This is a genomic window from Chloroflexota bacterium (assembly GCA_034717495.1).
Classification (GTDB): domain Bacteria; phylum Chloroflexota; class Anaerolineae; order JAAEKA01; family JAAEKA01; genus JAYELL01.
Genome location: JAYELL010000015.1, coordinates 18,521 through 44,382, shown reverse-complemented (window position 1 = coordinate 44,382; position 25,862 = coordinate 18,521). Strand labels below are relative to the sequence as shown.

Below are 25,862 nucleotides of genomic sequence, written 5' to 3'. Positions count from 1 at the left end.
GGAAGATACACAATGTCTAACATCATCGAAGTAACTGATCAGGATTTTCAACAGCAGGTAATCGAGCAGTCGCATTCCAGGCCCGTAGTTGTTGATTTCTGGGCGCCCTGGTGTGCACCATGCCGAATGATCGGACCGGTCCTCGAACGGTTGGCAACGGAAGCCAACGGCGCCTGGGTTCTTGCCAAATTGAACGTTGACCACAACCAACAAACCGCCGCGCGGTACGGCATACAGGGAATCCCGGCCGTCAAAGGCTTCAAAGATGGCCAGGTGGTCGCTGAGTTTGTCGGCGCCCAGCCCGAGCCCAACATTCGACGATTCATCGACGAACTGGTTCCCGGCGCGGCCGAAAACCTGGTAGGCGACGCCAGGCGCCTGGAAGCCGGGGGTGACCTTGGGCAGGCCGAAAGCCTCTACCAGCAAGCGTTGCTGGACGATCCCAATAACGCCGGTGCCCTGCTCGGGCTTGGCAGAGTTCTCTTCAATCTCGATCGGATGGATGAGTCACTGGCTGCGCTGCAACGCGTGCCACAGGCCAAACCGGAACGCGCCGAAGCAGAGAGCTGGATCGCCAAGGCAAACTTCCGCCAGTCTGCCGAACTGAGCGGAGGGGAAGTCGATGCCAGGCGCCGTTTGGCGGCCAATCCGGATGATTTACAGGCCCGCCTTGATCTGGCAGCAGCCCTGGCAGCCAAGGAAAGTTACCGGGAAGCCCTGGAAGGTCTACTGGAAGTGATACGGCGGGATCGCGGCACCTACCGCGAGAATGCCCGCAAGAACATGTTGTCCATCTTCGATGTTCTAGGCGAAGAGCACACGCTAACCCAGGAATACCAGCAACAGCTGGCGATAGCGCTCTATTAAAACACCGAAGAATAAGCGTGACTGTTACAGAGGCTCTCGCCAACAGGCGTGCTTCGCACTGTCATTGCGGGGGCACCAACCCACAGCAGTCGCGGGATGCGCCGGTACAACAAACTCACGCATCCGTCACTCCCGCGCACGCGGGAGTCCATCGATATCGCGTGCCATAATTGGTCGTCCTAGCGTGAGTCAGAGCTGGAGCCCAGGAGTTCATGCTCTGGTTCCCCGCCTTCGCGGGCCCCTCCGGGGTGCACGCGAGGATGACACACGGTCGGTCCGGAAATCGCAAGTTTCTAAGCAGCAAACTCAGACCCTCTTCGCGACCCGGTTTCCTCAAGTATGAATGAGACTGCCACGTTGATCTCGCTGGATTGCTCCCGCAGCCTTTACTCGGTTGCTGCCGTCGCTCGATCTCCTCGCAGTGACAGGCCCTCTTTTGTCATTGCGACGCTACGCTACGCCACGCCAGCACGCTACGCCAGCACGGTAGCAACCGATCCGAGAGGTAGGCGTGCCGAGAGGCAGCAAGCGGTGCGGCCTAGCACGCCAGCAGGCGTACCGTGACGCTAGCAAGCGGTGCGAGAGCTAGGTAAGGCCACCGAGAGGTGTGAGCTGGTGATCCATCCCGCGGCGGTCGCGGGATGTACAGGGCAGAAACTCGATTTGATCCCGATTCCTCAGTCTTTGAAGATAAGCAGCAGGGCTGATACAGACAGGATCGCCACGATGATCCGTTCGTAGACCTTTGGATCAATCTTGACGACGATCTGCTTGCCTGTCCACACACCCAGCGGCACCATGGGCAGTATCCAGATGATCTGGCGCAGGCGCTCCAGGTCAAAAATACCGGCGTAGAAATAAAAGGGGACCTTGATCCAATTCAGGATCATGAAAAACATGGCCGATGTGGCAACAAAGGTGCGAGGCGGTACCTCCTGCATCAGAAGGTAGATGCCGATGGGAGGTCCTCCGGTATGCGCCAGGGTAGAGATGAACCCAGAAGTGCTTCCTGCCAATACACCGTGCCAATTTCGAGGGTGATAAGTGAACAGCCCCAAAATGCGGCTTTCGAAAACCTTGTAGGCGGCAAACAACAGGATGATGATGCCCAGCGCCGTACGCAACACGTCCGGTGGCACGTTGGTGATGAAATAGGTTCCCAGGATGACACCCGACAGGGCACCAGGAATGAGTAGAACCAGAAGCCTGTTACTCCATCGCCGCCAGTGGAAACCGACAGCAATGATATCTGCCAACATCAGGACCGGCAGAATCATGCCGATAACGACACTCACCGGCATCACCAGCGCAAGCAACGGCATCGCCAATGTTGCCGACGTGGCACCCAGGCCACCTTTCGCCAGACCGATCATGAAAAAGGCAACAGCGGCGATCAAGAGGATAACAACGGTTGACTCTTCCACCGGTCAGATCCGATGATCTGAACTGTTATCTTCGAGATAGGGCACCGTTTGAGGTCCCTCTGGCAGCACAGCGATGCGGGCATTCGGCCCATAGCGTTGATGCAATGCATCGACCGTTTCCTCAATGTCATGACAGGATAAAAACAGGGCGTTTTCGATCTGGTCGTCAGTGAGGCCCTGGCTGTAAACGTAAACATCCGCCTTCAGTTGGATATGTGCCTGTATCTGTACCTGCCATTGGTCGTGTTCCAGGAATCCTGGCTGGGATATCAGGTCCAGCGCTTGCTGAGGCGAATCGACCTGCGCCAGCAAGGAAGCGTACTGGCCGTGATCCGGCACACCATCCTCGCAGGCGGCAGCCACGATGATGCTGCCACCCTCTCGAACGATCTCGGCAGCGGCCCTCATTCCCTTCACCGATTGGTACAGATTCTGGTCGAGGGGATAACCACTGTTGGTTGTGATTACGATATCGTAGGGCTGTGACACCGGAATCATGGCACTTGCCCGCACGAAGTCACAGCCCGCGGCATGAGCCGCCAGCAGCTCTCCCGCGAATACACCGCTGATTTCGTGACGGGCATTGAGCGTCACGTTGAGCAAAAAACCGGGCTCAGTGCGCAACGCCACTTCCCGCATCTCCTGCCAGATGGGATTGCCCTCGATCACACCCCAGGTAGCCCGGGGATCGGCAACCATGGAGACGCTGTGGTTGGAGAAGACACTTTCAGTGCCGGCCAGGGATGGCAATATCGCCTTGGGGCCGCCGCTGAAGCCCGCGAAGAAGTGGGGCTCGATGAAACCGGTCAATATCTTGAAATCGGCCGCCAGATAGTCCCTGTTGATGCGCACCGGATGGCCCAGCTGTGTGGTACCCAGCGAAACAAGACTGGCGTCATCGAAGCAATCATGTTGCAGACAACGATAGTTGTCAACGATTGAGTCGCCTAACATGGCCCGCAGCTCGGCCTCGGTCTGGGGACGGTGGGTACCAAGACCGTTCAACAGGGTTATCTCCTCGCGTCTGATTCCCGCCCCTTCAAGCTCGGCGAGGACCGGCGGCAGGATCCGGTCGTTTGGAGTCGCCCTGGTGATGTCGGTATGCACGATGACGACTCTATCCCCCGGCTGGACTAGCTCCGCCAGCGGCGGCGAATCGATCGGTTCGCGCAGGGCTGCGACCAATGCCGCCTGCTCGTCGGGCAATCCCAAAGTAGCCCTGGGCTTGATAATGTCACACCCATCGGGCAAAGTCACCTTCAGCCCATCTCGACCGTACGCCAATCTTACCTGCATGTCATTCTCCTCTCCCCTCTCCCAGGTAGGAAGCCCTTCGCTGCCGCTCTGGGGGCTGCCCACGGGGCGGGGGGGTGGATTAAAAACATCATCCTAGAAAACCCTATCCACGAATTCCCGGTCATGGACTTCGACAGGCACTTCCATCAGTTCAAGGACTCCACGAGCTACGTGTTCCGACAGGCGCCGGAAGGACTCCTCACCCTTTTCCCTGGTAGCACGCAAGGGATTGCCGATCACGCCACTTTCGATGAATTCATGGTGATCCATTGGAAAGGTGAAATACTTGTAGTCCTCGAATTCCACATCGGGCATACCATCCTTCTTTTCAAAGGACCTGGGAAGGAACTCCGGAACGTGAGCCCGAGTGAAGGCGGCCCGGTCCATCCTGACCAATCCCTCGTTCCAGGCCAGGTCCTGCGCGGTTTCCAACTCGCTGGCATGCCAGCCCGGTGTCTCATCCCAGGGATTCTCCATCAGTCCATCGAGTATCCCCACATAGTTTTCCATATAGGGTTTGACGAAACTGATCAACGCTCCGGTGTCGTACCTCAATTTTCGCAGGATCGGGTCGATCACCTTGACATTGGAGCCATGGCCGTTGATGAAGATAATGCGGTTGAAACCATGGTGGATCAAACTTCGAGCCACGTCATGCACCAGATTGAGCAAAGTGCTACTTCGCAGTGTAATCGTGCCGCGTCCATGGCCCGGTTTGTGCATATGCTGAGGGGAATAACCGGTCCAGATCGGGGGCGTGTGCAGCACGGCAATCATCTCCGAGACACGCTTGGATATCTCCCAGGCCGTCACCGTGTCGGTGTAAAGGGGAAGATGGGGCCCATGCTGCTCCAGGCTCGCCATGGGTACCAAAATTGTATCCTTGGTCTCCAGATAGGTCTCGATATCGGTGATACAGAGGTCGCCCAAATCCCATGAAAGGAAATTCGAGCGGAAGTCCTGGTCACCCTCGGTAAAATGGGGAACGTCGCGGTATTTCTGCGAATTATGATCGTCAATCATTTTCGGACTCCTTGGCGCCCTTGGACGCCATCATATCTGCAAAGAGGTCTGCCATCGCAACACCAAATGATGGGTCGTTGACATGGCGCTCGTAACTGAGAACGGGAATATCGTCGCGAATGGATGCTTTTAGCGTGTTCAGAAACGCCTGGTCCGCCTCTGGATCCCAGAAGGGTCCATCCGGCACATTTGGAATCGATAAGCCCTGCGTGGGCACCGCGACGATTACTGGACCGGTTGCCAGGTTCAGTCGCTCGGCGAAGAGTTCACCAAGAGCCATCATCTCCTCCTGGCTGGCGCGCACCAGGGTGTATTCAGGGTTGTGGTCATACACGGGCCGGCCCTGCAGCTCGGGAGGGATGGCATCGGCATGGAAAACAGAGAAATCGATACAGCCAGGCACAACTACCTGGGGCAAACCCAGCAGACCGACTCTCTTCAACCGGTCCGGGCCCCCATCGTGGATGCCACCGGTCATGGGATCATAGGTCTCGTTGGTGGTAAGATCGATGACCCCCACAAACTGACCGGCTTCCGCCAATTCCTCCATGGCCGGTCCACCCACCCCATTGGAGTGGAAGATCACCGCTTCATAGCCATGGTCCGCGAGCCGTTCCTTCATCGCCATGCCGGCAAGAGTCGTGTTGCCCAGCATGGTCACTGCCACAAAACGGTCCTCGTCGCCCGGCTTCGACAGCTCGTGGCCATGCCCGACCATCCCGGCAACTGCCGCCGCCACGTTGTCAAACACCGTCGTGGCAATCGGATTCAGTCCCAGGATGTCCACGATGGAGTGAACGACCATGATGTCACTGGTACCAACCAGCGGGTCGAAGTAGTGTTTTCCGGATGCGATGGGAGACACAAGCACCTTGGGAACCCCGACCGGCAAACCCATCATGGCTGCGGCACCCATTACGGCTCCTTCGGCACCTCCCATGCTGACGATGGCATTTAACTTGCCCTCTCGATACAACTCCCGGGCCAGCACCTTGAGGGCCCCGCGCATTCCCTCAACCGCTTTGCCCCGGCTACCGGCGTTGCGCAGTGCGTCGATGTTCGTCTCTCCGTAAGTCGCGGCCTCGGCGCGGCTGATATCCGGGATGATATCCAGCGGTTCACCAAGAATGCCTGAGTCGATGACAGTCGTGGAAAGGCCTAAATCCTGCATCCTGTCCCGCAGGTAAGCAATCTCCGGTCCCTTTGTATCCAGCGTGCCGATGATTACTACGTTTTTTCCCATAGACAACCCCTAACCCGGACAAGCCAGAACCGGGCTCTTGCCACCTTGCCTGGACTAACTGTACGGCAAGATTGCATCTTGCCCGGCAGCTTTCCTGGACAAAATGCAATTTTACCCTACCACTTCAGTTGGAAGCTGTCCCCGAGATGGTCGGAAGACGGTTTCAGTCAGTGTTTGCGGCTGCCAACTACTTGATCAGAGGCAACAGTGTCTTGGCCGTCTCTTCCACCAACCAGCTGTAGAATTCTTCCGACAGGACACCACTGCCATGGTCCTCGATGAACTTGAGCTGTTCTTCGGTCAACTCCGACTCGGCCGCAGCGGTAGCGTTCTTGTACGGGTTGGCAGGCGTACGATCCAATGGCGCCACGAATTCGACAGTCAGAGCGCCATCGTAGCCGATTTCCTTCAGGGTGCCGACGATGTCCCGCCAGTTGAGCGCACCCATGCCGCACGCCATGCGATTGTTGTCCGCCACGTGATAGTCCCAGATCAAATCGCCTGTATCGAGAAGCGCCTGGCGGAAGTTGGCCTCTTCCATGTTCATATGGAAGGAATCCAGACATACGCCGCAGTTGTCACCCACTTCCGTCGCAAGCAGGACCGCCTGATCGTGACGGTTGATGAAGTTGGTTTCAAAGCGGTTGAGCGCCTCGACGGCGATACGAACCCCTTCCTTTTTGGCATGGGCGTTCACTTCCCGCAAGCCCTCGACGGCCCAATTCCACTCGGTCTCAGGATCGGCCTGGGCATTGACCTTGCCGACCTCGGAGGGCACGATGGACATGAGCTCCCCGTCCAGTTCCTTGACCATGGTGATGCAGTCCTTGAGATACTGCACTGTATTGGCCCGGCCTTGAGCATCGGCCTGCAACAGGTCCAGGCCGGCGAACATCAAGCTGATTGAACCCCAGCAGCGCAGGCCGTTGTCCTTGAGCAGCTTGCGGACCTCTGCCGTGTCATACCTGTCCGGTTCGCCACCAATCTCGATGCTTTCGTAGCCATATCTGGCAAGCCGTCGTATGGTGACCTCGAGGGGCTCAGCCCTCATCCAGTTGTGCATTGAAAGATGCATGGAATACCTCCTGTTTCAGTTACGTCGAATTGAAGAGTCTGTCAGTAGCTGTTTGAAAAGGGGTCGAAAGCCTCCCCAGGCCGCTCGAAAGCTGCAATTCAGGCCTGGAAACCCGCCTGATGCCGCGAAGCACACCTTGAAGACCCAACAGGCCCATGGACAAGGCCTTTCAAACAGTTTCTGAGCCAAGATGAGCAGCCAGCAACTCGTAAAGGCCCTGCGCCCGCAGGCGGAAGCGGGCTGCATGGGTGTCCAGGGCGTGTAAAGCGCCGGGGTCCTCGGTAATGATCAGTTCGGCGCCGACCGCATTGGCATCGCCAAGCCGGGCGTAGGTCAGGTCGGTCGCGATATCCGGTTGGACATATTGAAGGGAACTGCTGCCCACCGGGTGTGCCCGGTCCCGCCGCCAGAACAGTTCGCGCCGATTGTCGGGCATGATGGCCGTCAGCAGCTTTCTTGGCGCATCATGGCGGTCGGGCACGCGCAACGAATGCGGCGGATCAACGTAGGCATAGGGTGGGGATTCTGCGGATCTGCGAAAGGCCAGGTGTCCCAGGGCCAGTTCCTCGGCCAGGAAATTCGTCACTTCCTCCACGATCACAGAGCGAGGCCAATCGATTCCCAGCCGTTCCTCGTATAGCTGAGAAAAGGCGTAGTAATCGCCGGGCGTCAGCACCAGGAGTTTATGAGCATCACTGGCTCTGATGTCAGCCAGGTTGGCGGCCGCCAGTTGGCGCGCCGTTTCAGGAAATCCCAGCGAGCTGGCAAGATAGCCGCTGTTTCGGCCCACGCCCACCAGCACCGGTTCTATCCCCACCCCTTTCAAGAGCAGCAACGCGGCGTCCAGCACATCGGGTCGTTGCCAGCAGGCATCATCCCCGACGAACAGCGCCACATCTCCCAGGCCTGAAACAGGCTCGGGGAGCTGTTCCCGATAGGGATTGCCCCATGCGCGCAGGGATTCGTCGACGGCATAAGCTGTCTCAGGCGCCTTCCGCTGATCGACAACCTGGGCTCGGGCTACTGCGATAGCATAGGGCAACGGTTGATCGGTTACACAGTGGGCGCGGCAGGTACCACAGTCGGCACAGGAATAGAGCCGATCAACGGAACTCTCGTTCCACGAGATGAGTCCCCGCCTCTCCGAGGAAATCAACAACCCCCATCCATGGGGAGTGAGAGTCTCCAGGCGGGTAACGTGGGCGACCGGGCAAACATGTCGACACATCAGGCAGTATCTGCAATTGTCGGCAGTCAGGAGAATGTTCTCAGGTGACATACAACGTTCCTCACATACGAAACACGAACAACGGTCCGGACCAGATCAGAAGCCAAAGCCCACCTTGCCGGGATTCATGATCCCGTTGGGATCGATGGTGGACTTAATGCGTTGCAGGAAGGGCCAGGCATCGCCATACTGCTTGCGCATATATCTGCTCAATTTCAAGCCAACCCCGTGATGCTCATTGATCATACCGCCGTTGGCGATCACTGTCTGCATAGCCACATTCCACACCCGGTTGTGTAAACGAAGCGCTTCCTGGGCATCCTCGGGAGGATCTTCTATGATGAAGCGGCAGTAGAGCATCACACCCCAGTGGAACCAGTGGGAAAAGTGGCCGATAAACCTGACGTTCCAGTCGGAAAAACCCTGTTCGACCGCCCGCTTTTCCGCCCAGTAAAGATCCTCGATCTTGTCGTAGGTTGTGATCGTCTCGGTGGTTCCGTACATCCACGGCAGCTTCAGATTGATCGGTGGGTAGTAAAAGTCATAGCGGTGTTCCCACCAGGCCTCACCCGGCTCACGACCCAGGTCCCGTCCGTCCAGGTCCTTGCAGATCTCCAGTGCCTTCTGTTCTTCGAGCGCGGCGATATCGGGATCTCCGTCGAAACCCAATACCATGTATGCCCCGTCGTACTCGTAGCCGAGGATCTTTTTGATCCGGCTGGCAGTCGAGGCTGGATCGTACAGGCGAATGACAAAGGGGTGCAATCGCCTTGTCATCATGCGCCGTCCTGCCTCCAGAGCCTTACTCAAATCATCGAAGAGAATACCACGCAAAAGGCGAGCCTCGGGAATGTACTCCACCTGCATGGTGGCCTCGGTGATTACGCCGAAAGTGCCCTCTGCCCCGAGGAATAGAGGAGGCCAGTCCGGTCCGGCAGCGTGTTGAGGCACCTGGGGCGTTCGAATGATCTCGCCTGTCGGCAGTACGATCTCCATGCTCAGGACCAGATCTTCCGCCTTGCCATACTTGGTGCTGATGGTGCCTGTGCCCCGTGGCGCCAGATAGCCACCCAGAGTTGCGCAGCGGGAAGCGGCCGCATAGTGGGCCAAAAAGAGACCCTTTTCATTCAATGCCCACTCCAGTTGCTGGCCGATGATGCCCGCCTGGGCGGTGACAGTCAACGATTTTTCATCGATCTCAATGATCTTGTCCAGTCGTTTGGTGTCCAGCAGGATTCCCCCGAATATCGGCAAAGCTCCCCCCTGGGTACCGGAACCGCCACCCCATGGCACAACCGGGATGCGGTATTTATTGGCGATATCCATAATCTCCGAGATTTCCCCGGGGGAACCAGGATGAACGATGTAATCGGGGGTTGGCAGCGGTTCGCCCCGATCGAGCCACATCTGTGGCATCCAGGACCAATCGGTCGAATACACCAACCGATCGCTCTCATCCACCGAGACAAAAGGTGCCCCGACGATTTCCTCCAGCTCGCTGCGAACCATCTCATATTGAAAAAGAGCTCGTTTCATGCTCGGGTGACTCCTTGAGTTACTGACTCATGTTACGCACCTGGCAAATACAGGGGTCAAATGACATCCTGAGCCTCGCCAGCACGCCAGCAGGCGGTGCGTGAGCTACGCCAGCAGGCGGTGCGTGAGCTACGCCAGCAGGCGGTGCGTGAGCTACGCCAGCAGGCGGTGCGTGAGCTACGCCAGCAGGCGGTGCGTGAGCTACGCCAGCAGGCGGACCGTGAGGTCGGCGGTCCGGGAGGACTTCGAAGGGCGGCATTTGACCCGTTCGCGCACTTCGATCGCACTCAGTACACCTGCGCAGGGCCGCAGGCGCTGCGTGCAAACTGCGTAACTCCAGTCACTGAGGGATGCAAACTATCCATTGCCCATCAATGCAGACAGGACCAACCAGTCCAGTTCTTCGTAGTCGCGGGCAACGATCAGTTCGTCCATCTTCTCCTGATCCAACCTGCGCACAATCTCGACCAGGCGCAAGAAGGTTTTCAAGCTGTTGCTCAGGTGTTTGGTCGCCAGATCAGGCGGCTGCGTACGTAGTGCCTTGACATCGAGACCCACCATGCCCACGTCGAAGAACCGATTCTCCTCCAACACCCTTACCTGGTTGAAGGCCCTGCGCAGGTCCACCGATCCAAAGGACCGATCCTGATCGAACTTCAAACCGTTTTGATCGTTGAGGTGGACACTCCATAGCTTGTCAAAGGCCAGGGCGAAACTCATTTCATCGGCTGGATCGAGCCCGGCCAGCACCGCGTGGGCAGATTCGACCAGCGCACCCACCCGGGATGGGTCGCTGGCCATGAAACCCAGCGCCAGAGCGTGGCCAATAGTCGGAATATAGGCCAGATCCATGGGCTCATTGGGTTTGGGTTCGATGACAATTCTAAGATCAGGATCATGGTCGAGCAGGGCATTGATCGCCTCCACCAACAGGTGGGTTGCCCGCACCGCGTCCTTGGCTTCGCGTAAATAGGTGCCCTCCCGGGCCAGCCAGAGAACCATCAGGTCCGTTCCCAGATATCGACAGATGTCCGCGCATTTTATGGCTCGTTCGATGGCATACGCCCGGGCACGCGGATCATTTGCCGTGAACCCGCCATCGACGGTCATTGGATGTTCCCACAGCCTGGGCGCCACAAACTCCGCCACCAAATCCAGGTCATCGAGCCTGGCCTTCATGGCCTCACCCTGTTGGCGAATTTCCAGCGCGGTCAGATTATCCAGGTCAGGCACGGCGTCATCATCGTGGAACTGCATCCCGTCGAATCCCAATTCCTTGAGAATCGCCAGCTTTTCGTCGAAATCCACGCCTGGCCTCACCGGTGGACCAAAGGGGTCGGCGCCCTCGTGGATGTTCCATGGGCCGAATGAAAACCGATAGCCATACTTGTCCATTAGATCCTCCATACCTCACTCCAGATTATTCGACCAGTTCGGCGATAGCGGTGAACTCATTGGAAAGAGCAGGGTAGAGCGCCCGGTAGTGTGGATAGTAGCGCTGGTAGGTCCAACTGTCGGCGCCAGGTTTGCTGCTGCCGGTGATCTGTATGGTCTTTTCGCAGGCCGAGGGCACGTCAGCAAAAGCTCCCGCACCCACAGCCGCCAGCAGCGCCGCGCCGAAGGCTGCGCCCTCGGCGGTGTTTACCGTTACCAACTCAACACCAAGCACGTCGGCCATGATCTGCCGCCAGACAGGGCTGCGAGCGCCGCCGCCGGAAATGCGAACCTGTTCGACTTCTCCCAGGCCGGCCTCCTGGATCAAGGTGAAACTGTCCTTGATACCGAAGGCGACACCTTCCAGCACGGCTCTGGTCAAATGAGCGCGGTGGTGGCGCAGGGTCAAGCCGACCCATGCCCCCCGGGCCAGCGGATCAGGATAGGGCGTGCGCTCGCCAGTCAGGTAGGGAAGGAAGAACAGGCCCTCACTGCCCGGCGGCACCTCGGTCGCCTCGGCAAGCAAGTCTGGAAAGCTCATCTCACGGGCCAACTGGTCACGATACCATTGCAGACTCCCCGCGGCACTGAGCATCACACCCATGAAATGCCAGGCTCCCGGAACGGCATGACAAAAGGCATGCAACCTTCCCTCAGGCTCGATCAGTGGCGCCGGCGTCGAGGCGAAAACAACTCCCGATGTTCCAAGAGTCAATGCGACGATGCCAGGTTTGACGGCACCAACGCCAACAGCCTGCGCCGCCTGATCGCCACCGCCACCCACAACCGGTGTGCCCTCGGCCAGGCCCGTCTCGGCAGCAACAACTGCCGTGACCACACCAGATACCTCGGATCCTTCGAAGGTCGGCGGCAGCCATGCCGCCGGAATCTCCAGCGCCTCTGTCATTTCATCAGACCAGGTGCGGTCCTTCAAATCGAACAGAATGGTTCCGGCACCACCAGCCCGATCAACAGCAAACTGGCCGGTAAGCCGAAACCGGATATAGTCCTTCGGCAGTAGAATGTGCCTGGTCCTGGCATACAGGTCAGGCTCATTCTGCTGGACCCAGAGAATCTTGGGTGCTGTGAATCCCGGTAGCGCGTCATTGCCGGTGATCCGGATGAGACGCCGCCTGCCGATCCGCCGGCGGATTTCATCGCACTGGGGACCAGTTCGCTGGTCATTCCATAGAATGGCTGGACGAAGTACCTGGCCTCCACCGTCGAGCATGACCAGGCCATGCATCTGGCCGGTCAGGCCGATCGCAGCGACAGATGAGCCTGTCACCTGGTTGTCCTGCAGTACCTCGCGAATACTGGCAGCCATTCCGACCCACCAGTCTTCCGGGTCCTGTTCGGACCAGAGGGGCCTGGGGGTCGACAACGACAAGAGGTTGGTCGCGCTGCCAATAACATGTCCCGATTCATCAACCAGCAGTGCCTTGGCACCGGTGGTCGACACATCGAGTCCCAGAAAGAGGTTCTTTGCTGACATCATTTCAAGCCTCGAAACCGGGTTCTATTCCTGTTTTTTTTCAGGCGTCCAGGCTGTGCGCAGCCTCGACTCCGAACCCGGAGCGAATGAGTGCAACACAGTACAAAGAAAGCAGCCTGGGTGGTCTCACGTACCCGGCAAGGCCTGGACTTCCTCATCCTCAATCGGTTTGGCCACAATATGGCTCCACAGAATGTAAAACAGCAGGGAAGCCAACAGCAGCACAAAGCCGCGGCCGAAGAGGCCAAATATCCAGGGCTGGAATATGCAAAAAATGCCCAGCAGGATGCCCGCGATGGCTATCCGTTCGATCCACTTGAAGGTTCGGGCAGATACATTGTTGTTCAGCACGCTGGCCACAGCCCAGATAAAGGAAATGTAGGCCAGAAGGATACCAATAAACACCAAGATAAAAGGAAGGCCATAGAGAAGGATGTTGGAAGCCAACTTTTCGGGTGGTACAAGAGCACGGATGATAGGACCCGCGATCACACCCAGGACCAAAAAAACAGGGATGGCGATGAGAAGGCCTTTCGGCACGTGAGGTCGTCTTTTCTCCATGATCAATCCTTAGTCAAGTTCTCAGCCATTGACAATTAGCTAGTACTTTATGTCGATATGTCTTCTGGTCTCTTGCGACTCGGCAATCGCGTCGCAGACGACGTTACAACGATACCCATCCTCAAACGTGGCCCCGTGAGGCCCAACGTCCTTGTCATTGACGATAGCATCGAGGAAATGCGTGATTTCATGGACGAAGGTGTGCTCCCAGCCGATGATATGTCCCTGAGGCCACCAATTGCCCCACCAGGGATGATAGCCCTCGGAGACGTTGATCACGTGAAAACCCTGAGTTTCCTTCGGCTCTTCGCCCACCCAGAAGACCTCCAGTTCATTCAGGCGCTCCATGTTGAAACGCACACTTCCCTTTTCACCGTTGATCTCGAAGCTGTTATAGTTTTTGCGGCCGGCAGCAAAGCGCGAACACTCCAGGGTGCCCAGAGCCCCATTTTCGAACTCCATGGCAGCCGCAAACGCATCGTCCACATCGACAACGCCAGTGCCACCCTCTTCCTTGTCCCGCTCCTTGATGAAGGTAGTGGTCATACCGGCAATCGAGCTGATACCGCCCACCAGATAGTGGGCCAGGTCGATAATATGGGCACCCAGGTCGCCCAGGGCACCACTGCCGGCCACTTCCTTGTTCAGGCGCCAGATCTTGGGTGTGCCATAGTGGGGCATGATCCACTCCTGAAGGTACACGGCGCGGAAGTGATAGATGCGACCCAGTTTACCCTGATCGATCAGATTGCGAATCAGTCGAATGGCGGGCACAAAACGATAGTTGAAGGCCGTCATATGTTTGACGCCGGCTTTCTCAACCGCGTCCAACATCGCCCTGGCCTCGTCCGCGGTGCGGGCTAACGGCTTCTCACACAGGACATGTTTGCCGTATTGGGCAGCCAGCGCGGCGGGACCGGCATGTAGATTATTGGGACCACCGTTATCCAACATCTGGACATCGGGGTCCTCGATCATATCCCGCCAGTCTGTGTAATACTTTTCGTAGCCATAGCGCCTGGCTGCCTGCGCCACAGCCACCTCATTGCGCCCCGAAATCGCTACCAACCTGGGAATCGCGGGCGGCGGATACATCATATAGGGAATGGTTTTGTATGCGTTCGTGTGTGCCTTGCCCATAAAGGCATAGCCCAGCATTCCCACGCCGATCTCCGGTGCTTCCCCCTCAGCCGCCGGACCTGCCATGGTGGTGAAACCAGTATCTTCGCTCATGATTGTCTCCTTGCTTATCGTCGTTCCACGTATTCCTGCGGGCTGATCAGGTCAGACTCAGAGTCGGATGCAAAAGCAGCATCGAACGCCACAGCCGCCGGTTCAAAGTCCAGATTGCGCACGAAGGCGGCCGACTCGGTGGCGCCATGCTCGCGGTCCATCCTGGCATCCTCCCATTCCACCGAGAGAGGTCCATCGTAGCCAATATCGTTCAAGGCGCGAATGACATCCTCGAAAACGATCGAGCCCCGACCGACGGAGCGGAAGTCCCAGAAGCGCCTCGGGTCACCGAAGTTGAGGTGGCCACCAAAAACGCCAGCTTCCATGGGACCCGAAGACCAGTACACGTCCTTCATGTGCACGTGGAAGACGCGGGAGGCAAACTTGCGAATGAATCCAACATAATCCACGCCTTGATAGCCGAAGTGGCTCGGGTCGTAGTTGAAGCCAAACGCACTGTGTCCATCGAGGGCCTCGATGGCGCTCTCGGCGCTGGCGATGTCGAAGGCAATCTCGGTTGGATGTACCTCGAGGGCAAACTTCACACCCTGCTCCTTGAACACATCCAGGATGGGTGTCCACAGCTCGGCGAAGAGAGTCAGGCCCTTCTCCAGAAAATCGGGGGGATTGGGAGGGAAGGAATAAACCATGTGCCAGATGGGTGACCCGGTGAAGCCTGGCACCACGTCCACGCCAAACTTTGCCGCGGCGCGGGCAGTATTCTTCATCTCTTCGGCGGCGCGGGAGCGCACGCCATCTTGCGAGCCGTCGCCCCATATCCGCGGTGGCAGAATACTCTCATGGCGTTCATCTATTCGATCGCACACCGCCTGGCCGGCGAGGTGATTGCTGATGGCAAAACACTGCAAGCCATGCTTGTCAAGAATATCCCGGCGCGATTGCAGGTAGGCGTCATCTTCCAGCGCTTTGTCGACCTCGAAGTGGTCGCCCCAGCATGCGATCTCGACGCCATCGTAGCCAAAGGATTTGGCCTTCTCGCAGATCGTATCAAAGGTTAGATCTGCCCACTGGCCGGTGAATAGTGTAACCGGTCGTCCCATGATAGTTGCTCCTTGCAAAGTATTTTATCGTAGAGGTTCGCAACACGTTTCAGGCGTCACGCCCCATGGTTGCTCACGAAAACAGTTCCTTCAAAAACACCAGTCCATCCTGGGCCAGCGCATCCTGCGTGGGCGCCAGTGAACGCCAGATCGCGGCAGCCCGGGCAATACTCTTGACCTTGGCCGTAAATGACTCGATCACCACCGGACCTTCAAAATCGATCTCTTCCAGCGCCTGGGCAATATCCACCCAGTCGATATTGCCGCTGCCTGGAGAGCCGCGATCGTTGCCGCAGGCATGTAGATGTTTCAAACGCGTCCCGGTAGCTCGAATGGCATCGCCTGGAGATTTCTCCTCGATGTTCATGTGAAAGGTATCCAGCAATATCTGACAGGCTGGACTATCCACACGATCAACCACTGCTATGGCCTGATCGGCCAGATTGATGAAGCTGGTCTCGAAGCGATTCAGTGGTTCCAGGCACAGAACGACGCCGTGATCGGCGGCGTATGCTGCCAACGACTTGAGATTTTCGACCAACAGGTCGGTATCCCGTGCCCGTTCCCCGGCAGTCATCTCCCAGGTGCGACCAACGGCCGAATAGAGCGGCCCTACCAGGTTAGTGGCACCCAGGACTTGCGTCGCTTCGATGCACGCCCGGACGTAGTTCATGCCATTATCGCGAACCGCAGGGTCGGGATGAATCAGATCACGATCAGGGCCCATGGCAGCACAGGTGCTTACGCCCAGGCCATTCTCGCGGATGATCTCAGCACCCCGCACGTAGTCCAGGTCTCCCACGGTTTCGAGCGGTGCCTCGATCCAATCGAAACCCATCCCGGCGACGTGCGGCGCCAGCCTTTCCAACTCAGCCGTCGTGAGCGGTGACGTCCAAACCCAGGTATTTACACCGAATCTCATAGTGGTTCTCCTTTGCCCCGTTACTGAATCCGTTTGCCCTCTTCGTCAAAGAAATGCAGGCGTTCCCTGGCAAAGTCGAAGCGGACCTGGTCACCGATTCTTGCATCGGTGATACCGGGAATCAGGCTCAGAATAGTCATTTCACCGGTACGTATGTGCAGAATGGTCTCCACACCCAAGGGTTCGGAAAGCACAATCTCGCCCGTAAACTTGGCTGCTGGAGCAATCTTGACATCCTCAGGCCGCACACCCAGCAGGAATTCCTGCGGGAGATCCAATGGTGGCACGGCCAGGTCCAGATCAGAGTCCTTCACCTGCAACCTGCCATTGCTGCGCGTTGCGCTCACGAGATTGATCCGGGGAGTGCCCACCAGTTGTGCCACGAAAGTAGTCGCCGGCCGGTCGTAAATGTCCTCAGGTGATCCGACCTGGACCAATTCGCCCAGGTTTAGAACTCCGATGCGATCGGCCATCGTCAGCGCTTCGATCTGGTCATGGGTTACAAACAGAGTCGTGCTGTTCTGGGTCTTCTGCAGGTGTTGAAGCTCGACACGCAGCGCCTCGCGTAGTTTGGCGTCCAGATTGGAAAGGGGCTCGTCCATCAGGAAAATCCGCGGTTGACGTACGATAGCCCGCCCGATGGACACTCGCTGCATTTCACCACCGGAGAGCTTGGCCGTTTTTCGGTCCAGCAGGTGGGAGATTCGCAACATCTCGGCCACATCGGTAACCCGCTGATAAATTTCCTGCTTGCTAAACTTTCGAACAGGTGCCTTCAGTGGAAACGCCAGGTTATCGTAGACCGTCATCGTTGGATAGAGTGAGTACTGCTGAAACACAAAAGCAACATCGCGATCCGCAGGGGTATACCCGGCGATCGACTCACCGTCGAAAAAGATGTCGCCCGAATCCAGGTCCTCCAACCCGGCAATCACCCGAAGCGTGGTGGTCTTGCCGGCGCCAGTCGGGCCGAGCAGTACAAAAAACTCACCGTCCCTGACGTCGAAGGAAACATCGTTCAAGGCAGTCACACGGGAGAACGTTTTTACCATGTTTTGCAGCTTGACATTGGTCATGGCCCTACCTCCGAACGATCGCTTCTTCGGTGTCAGGGTTAAAGAAACGCACCATCCCTGGATCCACATCGTACCGTACCGTCGTACCGGTAGGGAACAACCTGGAGCGATCTGACCTCAGGTGAACGATGTCTTCCTCGTTCATGTTGACATGCAGCATGGTGAATGCGCCCATCAGGTCGCTGGCGTATACATCGCCGACCAACGACCCGTCGTCGGAAATGATCGCAGCTTCCGGACGGAAACCCAGGATGACATTTCCTTCACCTCCCAACTCGCGCACCAGATCACGGTGCCACCCGGCAGGCACGGAAAAACGATTGTGGTTGCCCAGATCGACAACGCCTTCGGCGAAGTGTCCGGTCACCAGATTCATACCGGGGCTGCCGATGAAACGGGCGACGAACAGGCTTGAGGGATCGAAATAAACCTCTGCCGGAGTCCCGACCTGCTGAATCTCGGCGTCGGACATGACGACGATGCGATCGCCCATGGCCATCGCCTCGATCTGATCGTGGGTAACATAAACTGTGGTGGCGTTCTGGTCGATGTGAAGCTGTTTGATCTCGGCGCGCATGCTCTCCCGGAAATCCGCATCGAGGGCACCCAGCGGCTCATCCATCAGAAAAGCCGCCGGGCGGCGCACCAGCGCGCGAGCCAGGGCGACACGCTGCTGGTCGCCGCCACTCAGCTTGCCAGGCTTCATCCGAAGCAGGTGTTCAATATGCAGGAGATCAACAACCTCAGAGACGCGCTTCTCGATTTCGTCTCGGGGCAGGCGCTCGGCTTTCAACGGGAACGCAATGTTCTCGCGTGCGGTCATGTGGGGATACAGGCCGTAAAGCTGGAAGACGAAAGCCATGTCCCGGTCGCTGGGGTGATGCCACGTCACGTTTTCGTCGTCCAGCAGAATCGTGCCGCCGGTGACCGCCTCCAGCCCTGAGATCATACGAAGCGTGGTAGTCTTTCCGCAGCCCGAAGGGCCCAGTAGCACAACAAACTCGCCATCATTGATGGTCAGGTTCATCGGTTTCACGGCGTGATTGTCGCCGAATTTCTTCTCTACATCTTGAAGTTCTATTGTTGCCATTGGTTCATTTCCTGGATGATATGAGCAACCCAGCCCGTCATTTGCGTACGGCGCCGAAGGTAACTCCGCGCACCAGGTAGTCGCGAAGCAGAAAAACGACAATGACCACAGGGATCAAAAAGCCAAGGCTGCCGGCCGCGATGGCAGACCACTCGATGCCGCCGCGACCCAACATGGTCGCGATACTCGGTGGCGCCGTGCGAGCGGTGTTGCTGGTGAGCATCAGGGCGAAGGCATACTCGTTCCAGGCAAAGATCAGACAGAAAACGGTGGTGGCTGCGATGCCGGTCATGGCCTGGGGCAAAACGATCTTGAACACGGTCTGCATCCTGGTATAGCCATCCACCAAAGCTGCCTCCTCATATTCCCTGGGAATCTCGTCGATAAAACCTTTCAGCAGCCAGACCGAGAAGGACAGGTTGAAAACCGTGTAAAGCAGGATCATACCGATGTGAGTATCGTGCAGGCCAAGCTGCCGGTACATCAGAAACAAGGGAATCGTGACCACCACGGCCGGCAGCATACGGGTACTCAGGATGAAGAAAAGAATATCGTTCTCTCCAGGTATGGTGAACCGGCTGAACGCGTAGGCTGCGAAAAACCCCAATACCACCGATATCAAAGTCGATAACCCGGCAATGATCACCGAGTTCATCAGACGCCTGATATAGTCGCTCGGCCCAGTGATCTCCTGGCCGCTGTCGAAGGCAACCTGCTCGAACATGGTCAGGTTACCCTCTGCTGCCGCGCGCTCAAACTCCTCGATGCGATTTGGCGGGACCACCGCCCGCTCTGTCAACAGGAAGACAAAGCCCTCCAGCGATGGCTCGAAGAAGACCTTGGGCGGCACTGAAACGACCTCGGCCCGGGTCTTGAAGGCGGTCATCATCATGACAAAAATTGGGATCAACATGATGATGGCGATAATCAGCACAATCAGAGCTCGCAGACGACCTCGCCGGCGCGCGCTTGGACTGACCTTGTCCACCCGAATTGACTCTGTAACCTCGTAATCCGGTCCGCTTTCATAAAAATCTGACATGGCCTTAACCCTCTGTGTTGCCCTGGTTGATCGCCCGGATCAATAGATTGCTGACGGAAATGATGATAATCAGGATGATATAGGCCAAAGCACTGGCATCACCGGTCCGGAACTGGCCGAGAAACGCCTGGCGATAGAGATTGACGGCAATCAACTCAGTTTGATCCCCAGGTCCGCCGCTGGTCATGCCCATGACCAGATCAAAGGACTTGAGGGCGTCGATGGTACGGAATAGGACACCGATAAGCAACAGCGGCATTACCTGGGGAAGTGTTATGCGCCAAAATTGGAACCACGAGCTGGCCCGGTCGATCACAGCAGCTTCGTAGAGGTATTCCGGAATCGCCTTTAGCCCCGACAGCGACAGCAGCATGAGAAATGGCGTCCACATCCAGATATCCACCAGCACCACTGACCATAAGGCCAGGTCGGGCACTGGCTGATTGGCAAACCGACCCGCCAGCATGTCTGGAGCCCTGGTGGGGTCTGTGAAGCCAAGCAGGTAGTTGAAATAGCCAAAGGTTGGATTGTACATCAGCTTCCAGAACAGCCCCACCACCACGGGTGAAAGCATCATCGGAATCAGGATAAGGGTAGTGATCAGACCGCTCCCCCTGAATTTTTCCTTGATCAGCATGGCCAGCGTGAAGCCGAGAATGGTCTCAAAACCGACAGCCACAACGGTATAGCGTCCAGTGGTGGAGAAATAACCCCAAAGCCGGTCGCTGGAGAGAATATCGATGTAGTTCTGTACGCCGACCCAGGTTGGCGCCTGGCGTGAGATGGCGGAATAATCGGTAAAAGAGAGAAACAGACTGTAAAAGAGAGGGAAAACGTTCCACGCAATCAGCAGGATCAAAGTCGGCCAGATAAACAGGCTGATGATGGCCCGGTCGCTGAGACCTCGTCGCCGCCGTTCCTGTTGCACCTGGGGCGTGCCGGTTTGCGTTTGGGCTACGCTCATGATTGAGGTTCCTTGTCGGGGAGTATGAAATGTCGGCCAGAAGGCTGGCCCGGCCCAAGCGACTGGGCCAGCCTTTGTGTGGGAAACCTTCAGCCGCTATTCGGTGATATAGCCGGCATCGCGCAGGATCTTGTCGTGCTCCTCTGCGATGGTATCCATGGCCTCCTGAGCTGTACCTTCACCCTCGATGATATACTTGCCAAACTCACGCTGGGTGATCTCCAGGAGCTGTCCGAAGATCGGGATGTTCCAGAAGTCCTTGACAAAGGTCATGGTGTCCGCAAATGCCCGGTTGTAGGGCGTGGCATTCAGGAACTCCTCAGATTCGAACACCTTCGAGTTGGTAGTGTAGCCACCGAACTCAGCCCACTTGGCCTGGATATCGTCCTGGCCAAACCACTCGATGAAGTCCAGAGCAGCCTGCTGGCGTTCCGGGCTGACGTGGGAGACAACGCTCAGACCCTGTCCACCCAGGGCAGCGCCACCGTGTCCGTCTGGTCCCTTGGGATTGGCGAAGAAGCCTATCTTGTCGTAGTAGTCGGGGTTGGTGCCCGAGTTGACCAGCGCCGGGAAGAAAGCAAAGTAATTCATGGCCATGGCGATGGATCCATTGATCATCGCGTCGTTGACCTCGGTGAAGAAGGCATCACTCAGCCCAGGTCCCTGGCAGCAGTCGTACAGCTCCTTGTAGTACTCCAGCGCTGCGACAGCTTCCGGCGAGTTCACGACGCCCAGCACGTTGTTGTTTTCGTCCTTCCAATCGGCGCCCCAGGGGAACATCGTGTTTTCCACGCCCATGGTAATCGCATCGTAGGCTTTCTTGGTGTAGATACCGACGCCATAGAGACCTTCGCTGGGGCGGGTGAAGAACTTGGCAATGTCCATGAACTGCTCATAGGTCTCAGGAACGTCCAGGGGATAGCCATACTCCGCCTCGAAGGCAGCCATTTCGTCGGGGTCTTCGAACAAGTCTTTGCGATAGCCCCACCCATCGGCGTCACCCTCGGTGGGATAGGCCCAGTAGCTGCCGGAGCCTGCGGGGTACTCGCCGTAGTAGGTCAGGGTGGCCGGCACGACGCTATCCGCCAGGCCGGTTTCGTTCAGGAAATCGGTCAAATCCATATAGTGGCCCTCGCTGGTCATCTGGCCTATCCACTGGCTGTCGCCAACCACCATGTCCCAGGTATCGCCGCCCGCAGCCACTTCGGCGGCAAACAGGTCATAGAACGAAGGCCAGGGTTCCTGAACGACATTGACCTTGATGCCGGTCTCTTCCTCGTACAGATCGGCTGTCTGCTGTAGATAGTCGGCAGGGTCCCACTGGGCCCAGAGAATGTTGAGCTCATCGACCGCCGGGCCTTCCTCAACTGCAGGGGCCTCTTCCGCCGGCGCTTCGGCGACTGGCTGGGCAGGGGCTGCTGGCACACAGGCCGAAAACAGCATAGCAAGAATCATGATCAGTGACAGGGGTAACAGGTGCTTACGCATCGTATTTGACTCCTCCTCGTGTGAGAGTGTTTCGCAAAATTGATCGATGGTCGAAATTCACTTAGCTGGTTGATCTGAATTATTGGGCACCTCCTTTGACCGGTTTGCTGTGCGCTGACCAAAAAACCTGTCGGGCACTGGTGGCACTCAGCAATCACGTTGGCAGGTTTTACTGACAGTGAGTAACCAATGGGCTTCCTACCTATTCCTGCCCGAGAAACCTCGTTGGTGGCTATGAGACCCTGGTCGGCAATGGTCGCATCTTCCTCTGACATTGACAATTGGGGGCTCAGTGATGGCTCAATCTCTGGAAGATGTTTTCCCGGTAATTGCCGAGGTGGGCGCTGGCAGCCTCCTCAGCGCCTTCGGAATCGCCTGCAGCGATCATCTCGACAATCTCGCGATGTTCAGCGGTGCAACTCGCGAGTCGGTCCCAGTTTCCCTGGGCATCTATCGACAAAAAAGAGACCCGGTTGCGGATCTGTAACGCCAGGTCTCCCAACAGTTTATTGGGGCACGCAGCAGATATCGTCTCGTGCCAGACATTGTCCACCCTGGTCCAGGTTACCCGATTTTGTTCGGCAACCGCCCGTTCCAGTTCCTGTTGCGCTGCTGCCAGCGTCTGAAGCTGTTCCTCGCTGATATTCCTGGCAGCGAGACGAGCCAGTTCAGGCTCCAGAAGAAAACGCACGTGGATCGCATCCTGGACATCTCGCAGTGAGGGTGCTGCCACAGTGATCGCCCGTCCAGGGATGATCTGAATCAATCCCTCCTGGGCCAGGATCTGAAGCGCCTCACGCACCGGCGTCCGGCTGATGCCCAGCTCGCTCGACAGGCGCGTCTCGGAAATGGGCTCACCCGGTTGAACATCGGATTGTTGAATCGCATCCTTGATATGCTGATAGGCCAGATCACGGAGAAGAAGAGATGAGTCGGCGGTGTTTTCCGTGGAAGAGGCGAAGGTGGGGTCAGGCTGAACGCTCAATGTTTGAAGTCCTGGTGGGCGACACCGCCCTGATATGCAACCTGTATATCGCTCGTATGCGCCGATTATAACACCCTGAAACCAACCTGTCAAGGGTTTTTCAACTCGACCATTGATCCCATCGCTCATCTGAAAAATGGGCATGCCGGAAACCTGGGGTGAGCGACCTTTGACCATGCGTTCAGATAACCGCTCAGCCCTTGATGGCGTCTGAAGAGAGACCGCTGATGCTGCCAGATTGTCAAGCGGCTCGCGACCCCTGGGCGGCCTGCGTCAGGCCCAGAACATCTCGCCCGCCTCTTCGAATACACAGGCTTCCTGCAGCAGGGCAATGCCCTTGCCCAGACCCTCTGCCTGCGACATCAAGGCATCCTCGTGCTCGATGGAAATGACATAGTCATAGCCCACCAGCCGCAACGCGCTGACAATATCCTTCCAGGCGTCGGCACCATGTCCATAGCCGATGCTGCGAAAGGTCCAGGCCCGGTCCAGGATCTGATCGTACGGTTTGTTGTCGTTACAACCATTGACCGCGATATTGATGTTGTCGACGTAGACATCCTTGCCGTGGACGTGGAAGATGGCATCGCCCAGCTTGCGAATGGCCGCCACCGGGTCGACTCCGTTCCACCAGAGATGGCTGGGATCGAAATTGCAGCCGAGCACGGGGCCTGCCGCATCGCGCAGCTTCAGCAAGGTCTCCACATTGTAAACCAGCATGCCGGGATGCATCTCGAAAGCCACCTTGATTCCGAAATCCTCGGCGTATTTGGCGGCGCCTTGCCAATAGGGAATAGTCACGTCATTCCACTGGTAATCGAGAATCTCCAGAAAATGGGGCGGCCATGGACAGGTCACCCAGTTAGGCATCTTGTCGTCAGGCGAGCCGGCAGGCAGGCCCGAAAAGGTGTTTAGCACCGGCACTTCCAATAACTGTGCCAGACGCACAGCCTTCTTGAACGTCTCGTCCGCCTCGGCTGCAACCGCCGGATCAGGATGGACCGGGTTGTTGTGGATGCTCAAAGCGCTGAGAATCAAGCCGCGCGAGTGAATTGCGCCCAGGTACTCAGATCGAGCTGTCTCGCTTTCCAGAAGCGCATCCACCGGGCAATGGGGAACGCCCGGATAGCCACCGGCACCGATTTCAACTGCCGAAACACCCGATGCCACCGCCATGTCGATGGCTTGCTCAAAGGAAAGATTGCCCCATAGGGCGGTGAATACGCCGATTCGCATAGCTTACCTCCGTAGCTAAAGGATTCAATAGTCAATTCGTCAATGGTCAATTGCCAATGCCACGCGTGGCGCAGGCCGTCCGTGGAGCGTAATACGCAAAGGCCGGCGGCAGCCAATTTGACTGCGGAGCGCGGCATCCTTTGCGAAGCATCCGGTACGGGCAGATGCCGCAGAAATAGGCTCTATGCAGGGAATTGGTCACGGCCCACCGAAAACCTGATAACACTGCTTCACAGCATCAGAACCGGAGCCTCCAACGCGTCGACAAGATCGGTCAGGAATCGAGCCGCCGCCGCGCCGTCCACCAGTCGATGATCGACCGAAAGGGTCATCGTCATCACCGGTCGAATCACCAATTGATCGTCGCCCTGCCCTTCTTCGACGACCGGCCGCTTGGAAATCCGACCCACAGCCAATATGGCGCACTGGGGAGGGTTGATAATTGCCGTGAAGTGATCGATTCGAAACATGCCCAGGTTGCTGATGGTGAAGGTACCTGCGGCGACATCATCGGGGAGGAGTTGGCCCGAGCGGGCGCGTTCCGTCAGGTCGGCCAGCTTCAGGGAAATCTCGCTCACCGACAGCTGATCCGCCTGCTGGATCACGGGTACGATCAGGCCCTCGTCGAGTGCAACTGCCACACCGACGTTCACCTTCGAGTGGAGATGTATCTCCTGGCCCTGGAGCGATGCATTGAGCCGGGGATGTCGCTTCAGCGCCCAGGCGCAGACCTGGACCAGTAATGCGGTCACTGAGATACGGGGGCGTTCCTGCACCTCAGCCCGCCGGTTCAAGGATTGGCGTGCCATCAACGCGGCAGTCATATCCACGTCGACCGTAAACGTGACATGGGGGGTGTTCTGATAGCTCTCGGTCAGGCGCTGAGCAATCCTGAGACGCATCCCCTCCAGCGGAACCACGCTGGCTGGCTGCCTGTCGATTGGCGGCCGGCCGGCCATGGCTGCAACTGCCGCGACATCGGAAACCTGGATCCGGTCGCGTGGTCCCGTACCACCAACGCCTGCCAGGTTGACGCCGGTCTCCCGAGCGGTCCGCCGGGCTGCCGGCGTGGCCCGTGGCCTGGGTTCTTCCGTTACCCCGGTGCCGGATGGCTGAGCACGAGCCACGGCGGATTCGACGTCCGCTTTCGTGATTCGCCCACCTGCCCCGGTGCCTGTTACAGCGGCCATGTCAACGCCCTGTGCTTCGGCCAGTCGCGCGGCCACGGGGGTTACATTGATGTTTCGTTCCGCAGCAGGTGACCCCATCGGCCCCTCGTTGGCCGTGGGCAGTTGCTCACCGGGCTCGAGAATGTAGGCGATGACCGACGTGACGGGAACGACCTCCCCCGATTGCACGCAAATGCCTGCCAGCAGTCCCGACGCGGGCGACTCGACCTCGACCGTGATCTTGTCGGTCTCGACCTCCAGAAGTGCCGCACCCTTGTCAACCGCCTGTCCCTCCTCGACCAACCATTCGATAACGGTTGCCGTCTCCTGGGACATCTCCAGCTTGGGCATGATTACAGAGGTTGCCACACCATACCTCCTGCGCACCATTCGCGCCTGAAACGGGCCATCCAG

The 25,862-nt window shown here is 57.7% G+C and carries 22 protein-coding genes; 1 reads left to right on the top strand and 21 read right to left on the bottom strand.

The features are described 5' to 3' along the window. Window positions 1–12: 12 nt before the first annotated feature. Window positions 13–867 carry a thioredoxin gene (trxA, locus tag U9R25_03780; protein MEA3335003.1) on the top strand — a complete coding sequence of 285 codons (855 nt, stop codon included), beginning with the start codon at window positions 13–15 and terminating at the stop codon, window positions 865–867. A 677-nt stretch (window positions 868–1,544) separates the two neighbouring features. Here the strand turns inward: trxA and U9R25_03775 are convergent. From U9R25_03775 to U9R25_03675, 21 genes are all read right to left on the bottom strand, one after another. Then, a complete protein-coding gene (locus U9R25_03775) occupies window positions 1,545–2,291 on the bottom strand; it encodes a sulfite exporter TauE/SafE family protein (GenBank protein MEA3335002.1) in 747 nt (248 codons plus the stop codon). Window positions 2,292–2,294: 3 nt separating this feature from the next. After that, complete coding sequence (gene larA, locus U9R25_03770; protein ID MEA3335001.1) at window positions 2,295–3,587, bottom strand: nickel-dependent lactate racemase; 1,293 nt, start codon at window positions 3,585–3,587, stop codon at window positions 2,295–2,297. A gap of 93 nt (window positions 3,588–3,680) precedes the next feature. After that, entirely contained in the window at window positions 3,681–4,610 is a 930-nt protein-coding gene (locus tag U9R25_03765) for a creatininase family protein (GenBank protein MEA3335000.1), read from the bottom strand. Beyond that, window positions 4,603–5,853, bottom strand: coding sequence for a Tm-1-like ATP-binding domain-containing protein (locus U9R25_03760; GenBank protein ID MEA3334999.1), 1,251 nt, complete (start codon window positions 5,851–5,853; stop codon window positions 4,603–4,605). Before U9R25_03760 ends, U9R25_03765 begins: the two co-directional genes overlap by 8 nt. 187 nt (window positions 5,854–6,040) lie before the next feature. Further along, complete coding sequence (locus U9R25_03755) at window positions 6,041–6,928, bottom strand: sugar phosphate isomerase/epimerase (GenBank protein MEA3334998.1); 888 nt, start codon at window positions 6,926–6,928, stop codon at window positions 6,041–6,043. A gap of 169 nt (window positions 6,929–7,097) precedes the next feature. After that, a complete protein-coding gene (locus U9R25_03750) occupies window positions 7,098–8,207 on the bottom strand; it encodes a (Fe-S)-binding protein (protein MEA3334997.1) in 1,110 nt (369 codons plus the stop codon). Window positions 8,208–8,252: 45 nt separating this feature from the next. Next, complete coding sequence (locus tag U9R25_03745; protein MEA3334996.1) at window positions 8,253–9,692, bottom strand: FAD-binding oxidoreductase; 1,440 nt, start codon at window positions 9,690–9,692, stop codon at window positions 8,253–8,255. A gap of 357 nt (window positions 9,693–10,049) precedes the next feature. Then, window positions 10,050–11,087 (bottom strand): TIM barrel protein, encoded by a 1,038-nt coding sequence (locus tag U9R25_03740; GenBank protein ID MEA3334995.1) that lies wholly within the window; start codon window positions 11,085–11,087, stop codon window positions 10,050–10,052. Between the two features lie 25 nt (window positions 11,088–11,112). Continuing rightward, window positions 11,113–12,624 (bottom strand): xylulokinase, encoded by a 1,512-nt coding sequence (xylB, locus tag U9R25_03735; protein MEA3334994.1) that lies wholly within the window; start codon window positions 12,622–12,624, stop codon window positions 11,113–11,115. A 123-nt stretch (window positions 12,625–12,747) separates the two neighbouring features. Beyond that, complete coding sequence (locus tag U9R25_03730; protein ID MEA3334993.1) at window positions 12,748–13,182, bottom strand: hypothetical protein; 435 nt, start codon at window positions 13,180–13,182, stop codon at window positions 12,748–12,750. Window positions 13,183–13,221: 39 nt separating this feature from the next. Beyond that, window positions 13,222–14,415 carry a Gfo/Idh/MocA family oxidoreductase gene (locus tag U9R25_03725; GenBank protein MEA3334992.1) on the bottom strand — a complete coding sequence of 398 codons (1,194 nt, stop codon included), beginning with the start codon at window positions 14,413–14,415 and terminating at the stop codon, window positions 13,222–13,224. A 14-nt stretch (window positions 14,416–14,429) separates the two neighbouring features. Further along, window positions 14,430–15,476, bottom strand: coding sequence for a sugar phosphate isomerase/epimerase family protein (locus U9R25_03720; protein ID MEA3334991.1), 1,047 nt, complete (start codon window positions 15,474–15,476; stop codon window positions 14,430–14,432). 73 nt (window positions 15,477–15,549) lie between these two features. Beyond that, complete coding sequence (locus tag U9R25_03715; protein ID MEA3334990.1) at window positions 15,550–16,398, bottom strand: sugar phosphate isomerase/epimerase; 849 nt, start codon at window positions 16,396–16,398, stop codon at window positions 15,550–15,552. A gap of 20 nt (window positions 16,399–16,418) precedes the next feature. After that, entirely contained in the window at window positions 16,419–17,474 is a 1,056-nt protein-coding gene (locus tag U9R25_03710; GenBank protein MEA3334989.1) for an ABC transporter ATP-binding protein, read from the bottom strand. A gap of 4 nt (window positions 17,475–17,478) precedes the next feature. Continuing rightward, window positions 17,479–18,564: an ABC transporter ATP-binding protein gene (locus tag U9R25_03705; GenBank protein MEA3334988.1), complete on the bottom strand. Its 1,086-nt coding sequence runs from the start codon at window positions 18,562–18,564 to the stop codon at window positions 17,479–17,481. A gap of 37 nt (window positions 18,565–18,601) precedes the next feature. After that, window positions 18,602–19,477, bottom strand: coding sequence for a carbohydrate ABC transporter permease (locus tag U9R25_03700; protein MEA3334987.1), 876 nt, complete (start codon window positions 19,475–19,477; stop codon window positions 18,602–18,604). A 133-nt stretch (window positions 19,478–19,610) separates the two neighbouring features. Next, on the bottom strand, window positions 19,611–20,570 hold the full coding sequence (locus tag U9R25_03695) for a sugar ABC transporter permease (GenBank protein ID MEA3334986.1): 960 nt from the start codon (window positions 20,568–20,570) through the stop codon (window positions 19,611–19,613). 96 nt (window positions 20,571–20,666) lie between these two features. Then, window positions 20,667–22,058 (bottom strand): extracellular solute-binding protein, encoded by a 1,392-nt coding sequence (locus U9R25_03690; protein ID MEA3334985.1) that lies wholly within the window; start codon window positions 22,056–22,058, stop codon window positions 20,667–20,669. A gap of 289 nt (window positions 22,059–22,347) precedes the next feature. Further along, on the bottom strand, window positions 22,348–23,043 hold the full coding sequence (locus U9R25_03685; protein ID MEA3334984.1) for a GntR family transcriptional regulator: 696 nt from the start codon (window positions 23,041–23,043) through the stop codon (window positions 22,348–22,350). Between the two features lie 273 nt (window positions 23,044–23,316). Then, a complete protein-coding gene (locus U9R25_03680) occupies window positions 23,317–24,279 on the bottom strand; it encodes a sugar phosphate isomerase/epimerase (protein MEA3334983.1) in 963 nt (320 codons plus the stop codon). 230 nt (window positions 24,280–24,509) lie between these two features. Then, window positions 24,510–25,817, bottom strand: a complete 1,308-nt coding sequence (locus U9R25_03675; protein MEA3334982.1) for a dihydrolipoamide acetyltransferase family protein — start codon at window positions 25,815–25,817, stop codon at window positions 24,510–24,512. Window positions 25,818–25,862: the final 45 nt, after the last annotated feature.

Coding starts and splice junctions, on each gene's coding strand:
- trxA (MEA3335003.1), top strand. CDS start 13: ATGTCTAACATCATCGAAGTAACTGATCAGGATTTTCAACAGCAGGTA.
- larA (MEA3335001.1), bottom strand. CDS start 3,587: ATGCAGGTAAGATTGGCGTACGGTCGAGATGGGCTGAAGGTGACTTTG.
- U9R25_03765 (MEA3335000.1), bottom strand. CDS start 4,610: ATGATTGACGATCATAATTCGCAGAAATACCGCGACGTTCCCCATTTT.
- U9R25_03760 (MEA3334999.1), bottom strand. CDS start 5,853: ATGGGAAAAAACGTAGTAATCATCGGCACGCTGGATACAAAGGGACCG.
- U9R25_03755 (MEA3334998.1), bottom strand. CDS start 6,928: ATGCATCTTTCAATGCACAACTGGATGAGGGCTGAGCCCCTCGAGGTC.
- U9R25_03750 (MEA3334997.1), bottom strand. CDS start 8,207: ATGTCACCTGAGAACATTCTCCTGACTGCCGACAATTGCAGATACTGC.
- U9R25_03745 (MEA3334996.1), bottom strand. CDS start 9,692: ATGAAACGAGCTCTTTTTCAATATGAGATGGTTCGCAGCGAGCTGGAG.
- U9R25_03740 (MEA3334995.1), bottom strand. CDS start 11,087: ATGGACAAGTATGGCTATCGGTTTTCATTCGGCCCATGGAACATCCAC.
- xylB (MEA3334994.1), bottom strand. CDS start 12,624: ATGATGTCAGCAAAGAACCTCTTTCTGGGACTCGATGTGTCGACCACC.
- U9R25_03730 (MEA3334993.1), bottom strand. CDS start 13,182: ATGGAGAAAAGACGACCTCACGTGCCGAAAGGCCTTCTCATCGCCATC.
- U9R25_03725 (MEA3334992.1), bottom strand. CDS start 14,415: ATGAGCGAAGATACTGGTTTCACCACCATGGCAGGTCCGGCGGCTGAG.
- U9R25_03720 (MEA3334991.1), bottom strand. CDS start 15,476: ATGGGACGACCGGTTACACTATTCACCGGCCAGTGGGCAGATCTAACC.
- U9R25_03715 (MEA3334990.1), bottom strand. CDS start 16,398: ATGAGATTCGGTGTAAATACCTGGGTTTGGACGTCACCGCTCACGACG.
- U9R25_03710 (MEA3334989.1), bottom strand. CDS start 17,474: ATGACCAATGTCAAGCTGCAAAACATGGTAAAAACGTTCTCCCGTGTG.
- U9R25_03705 (MEA3334988.1), bottom strand. CDS start 18,564: ATGGCAACAATAGAACTTCAAGATGTAGAGAAGAAATTCGGCGACAAT.
- U9R25_03700 (MEA3334987.1), bottom strand. CDS start 19,477: ATGTTGATCCCAATTTTTGTCATGATGATGACCGCCTTCAAGACCCGG.
- U9R25_03695 (MEA3334986.1), bottom strand. CDS start 20,570: ATGAGCGTAGCCCAAACGCAAACCGGCACGCCCCAGGTGCAACAGGAA.
- U9R25_03690 (MEA3334985.1), bottom strand. CDS start 22,058: ATGCGTAAGCACCTGTTACCCCTGTCACTGATCATGATTCTTGCTATG.
- U9R25_03680 (MEA3334983.1), bottom strand. CDS start 24,279: ATGCGAATCGGCGTATTCACCGCCCTATGGGGCAATCTTTCCTTTGAG.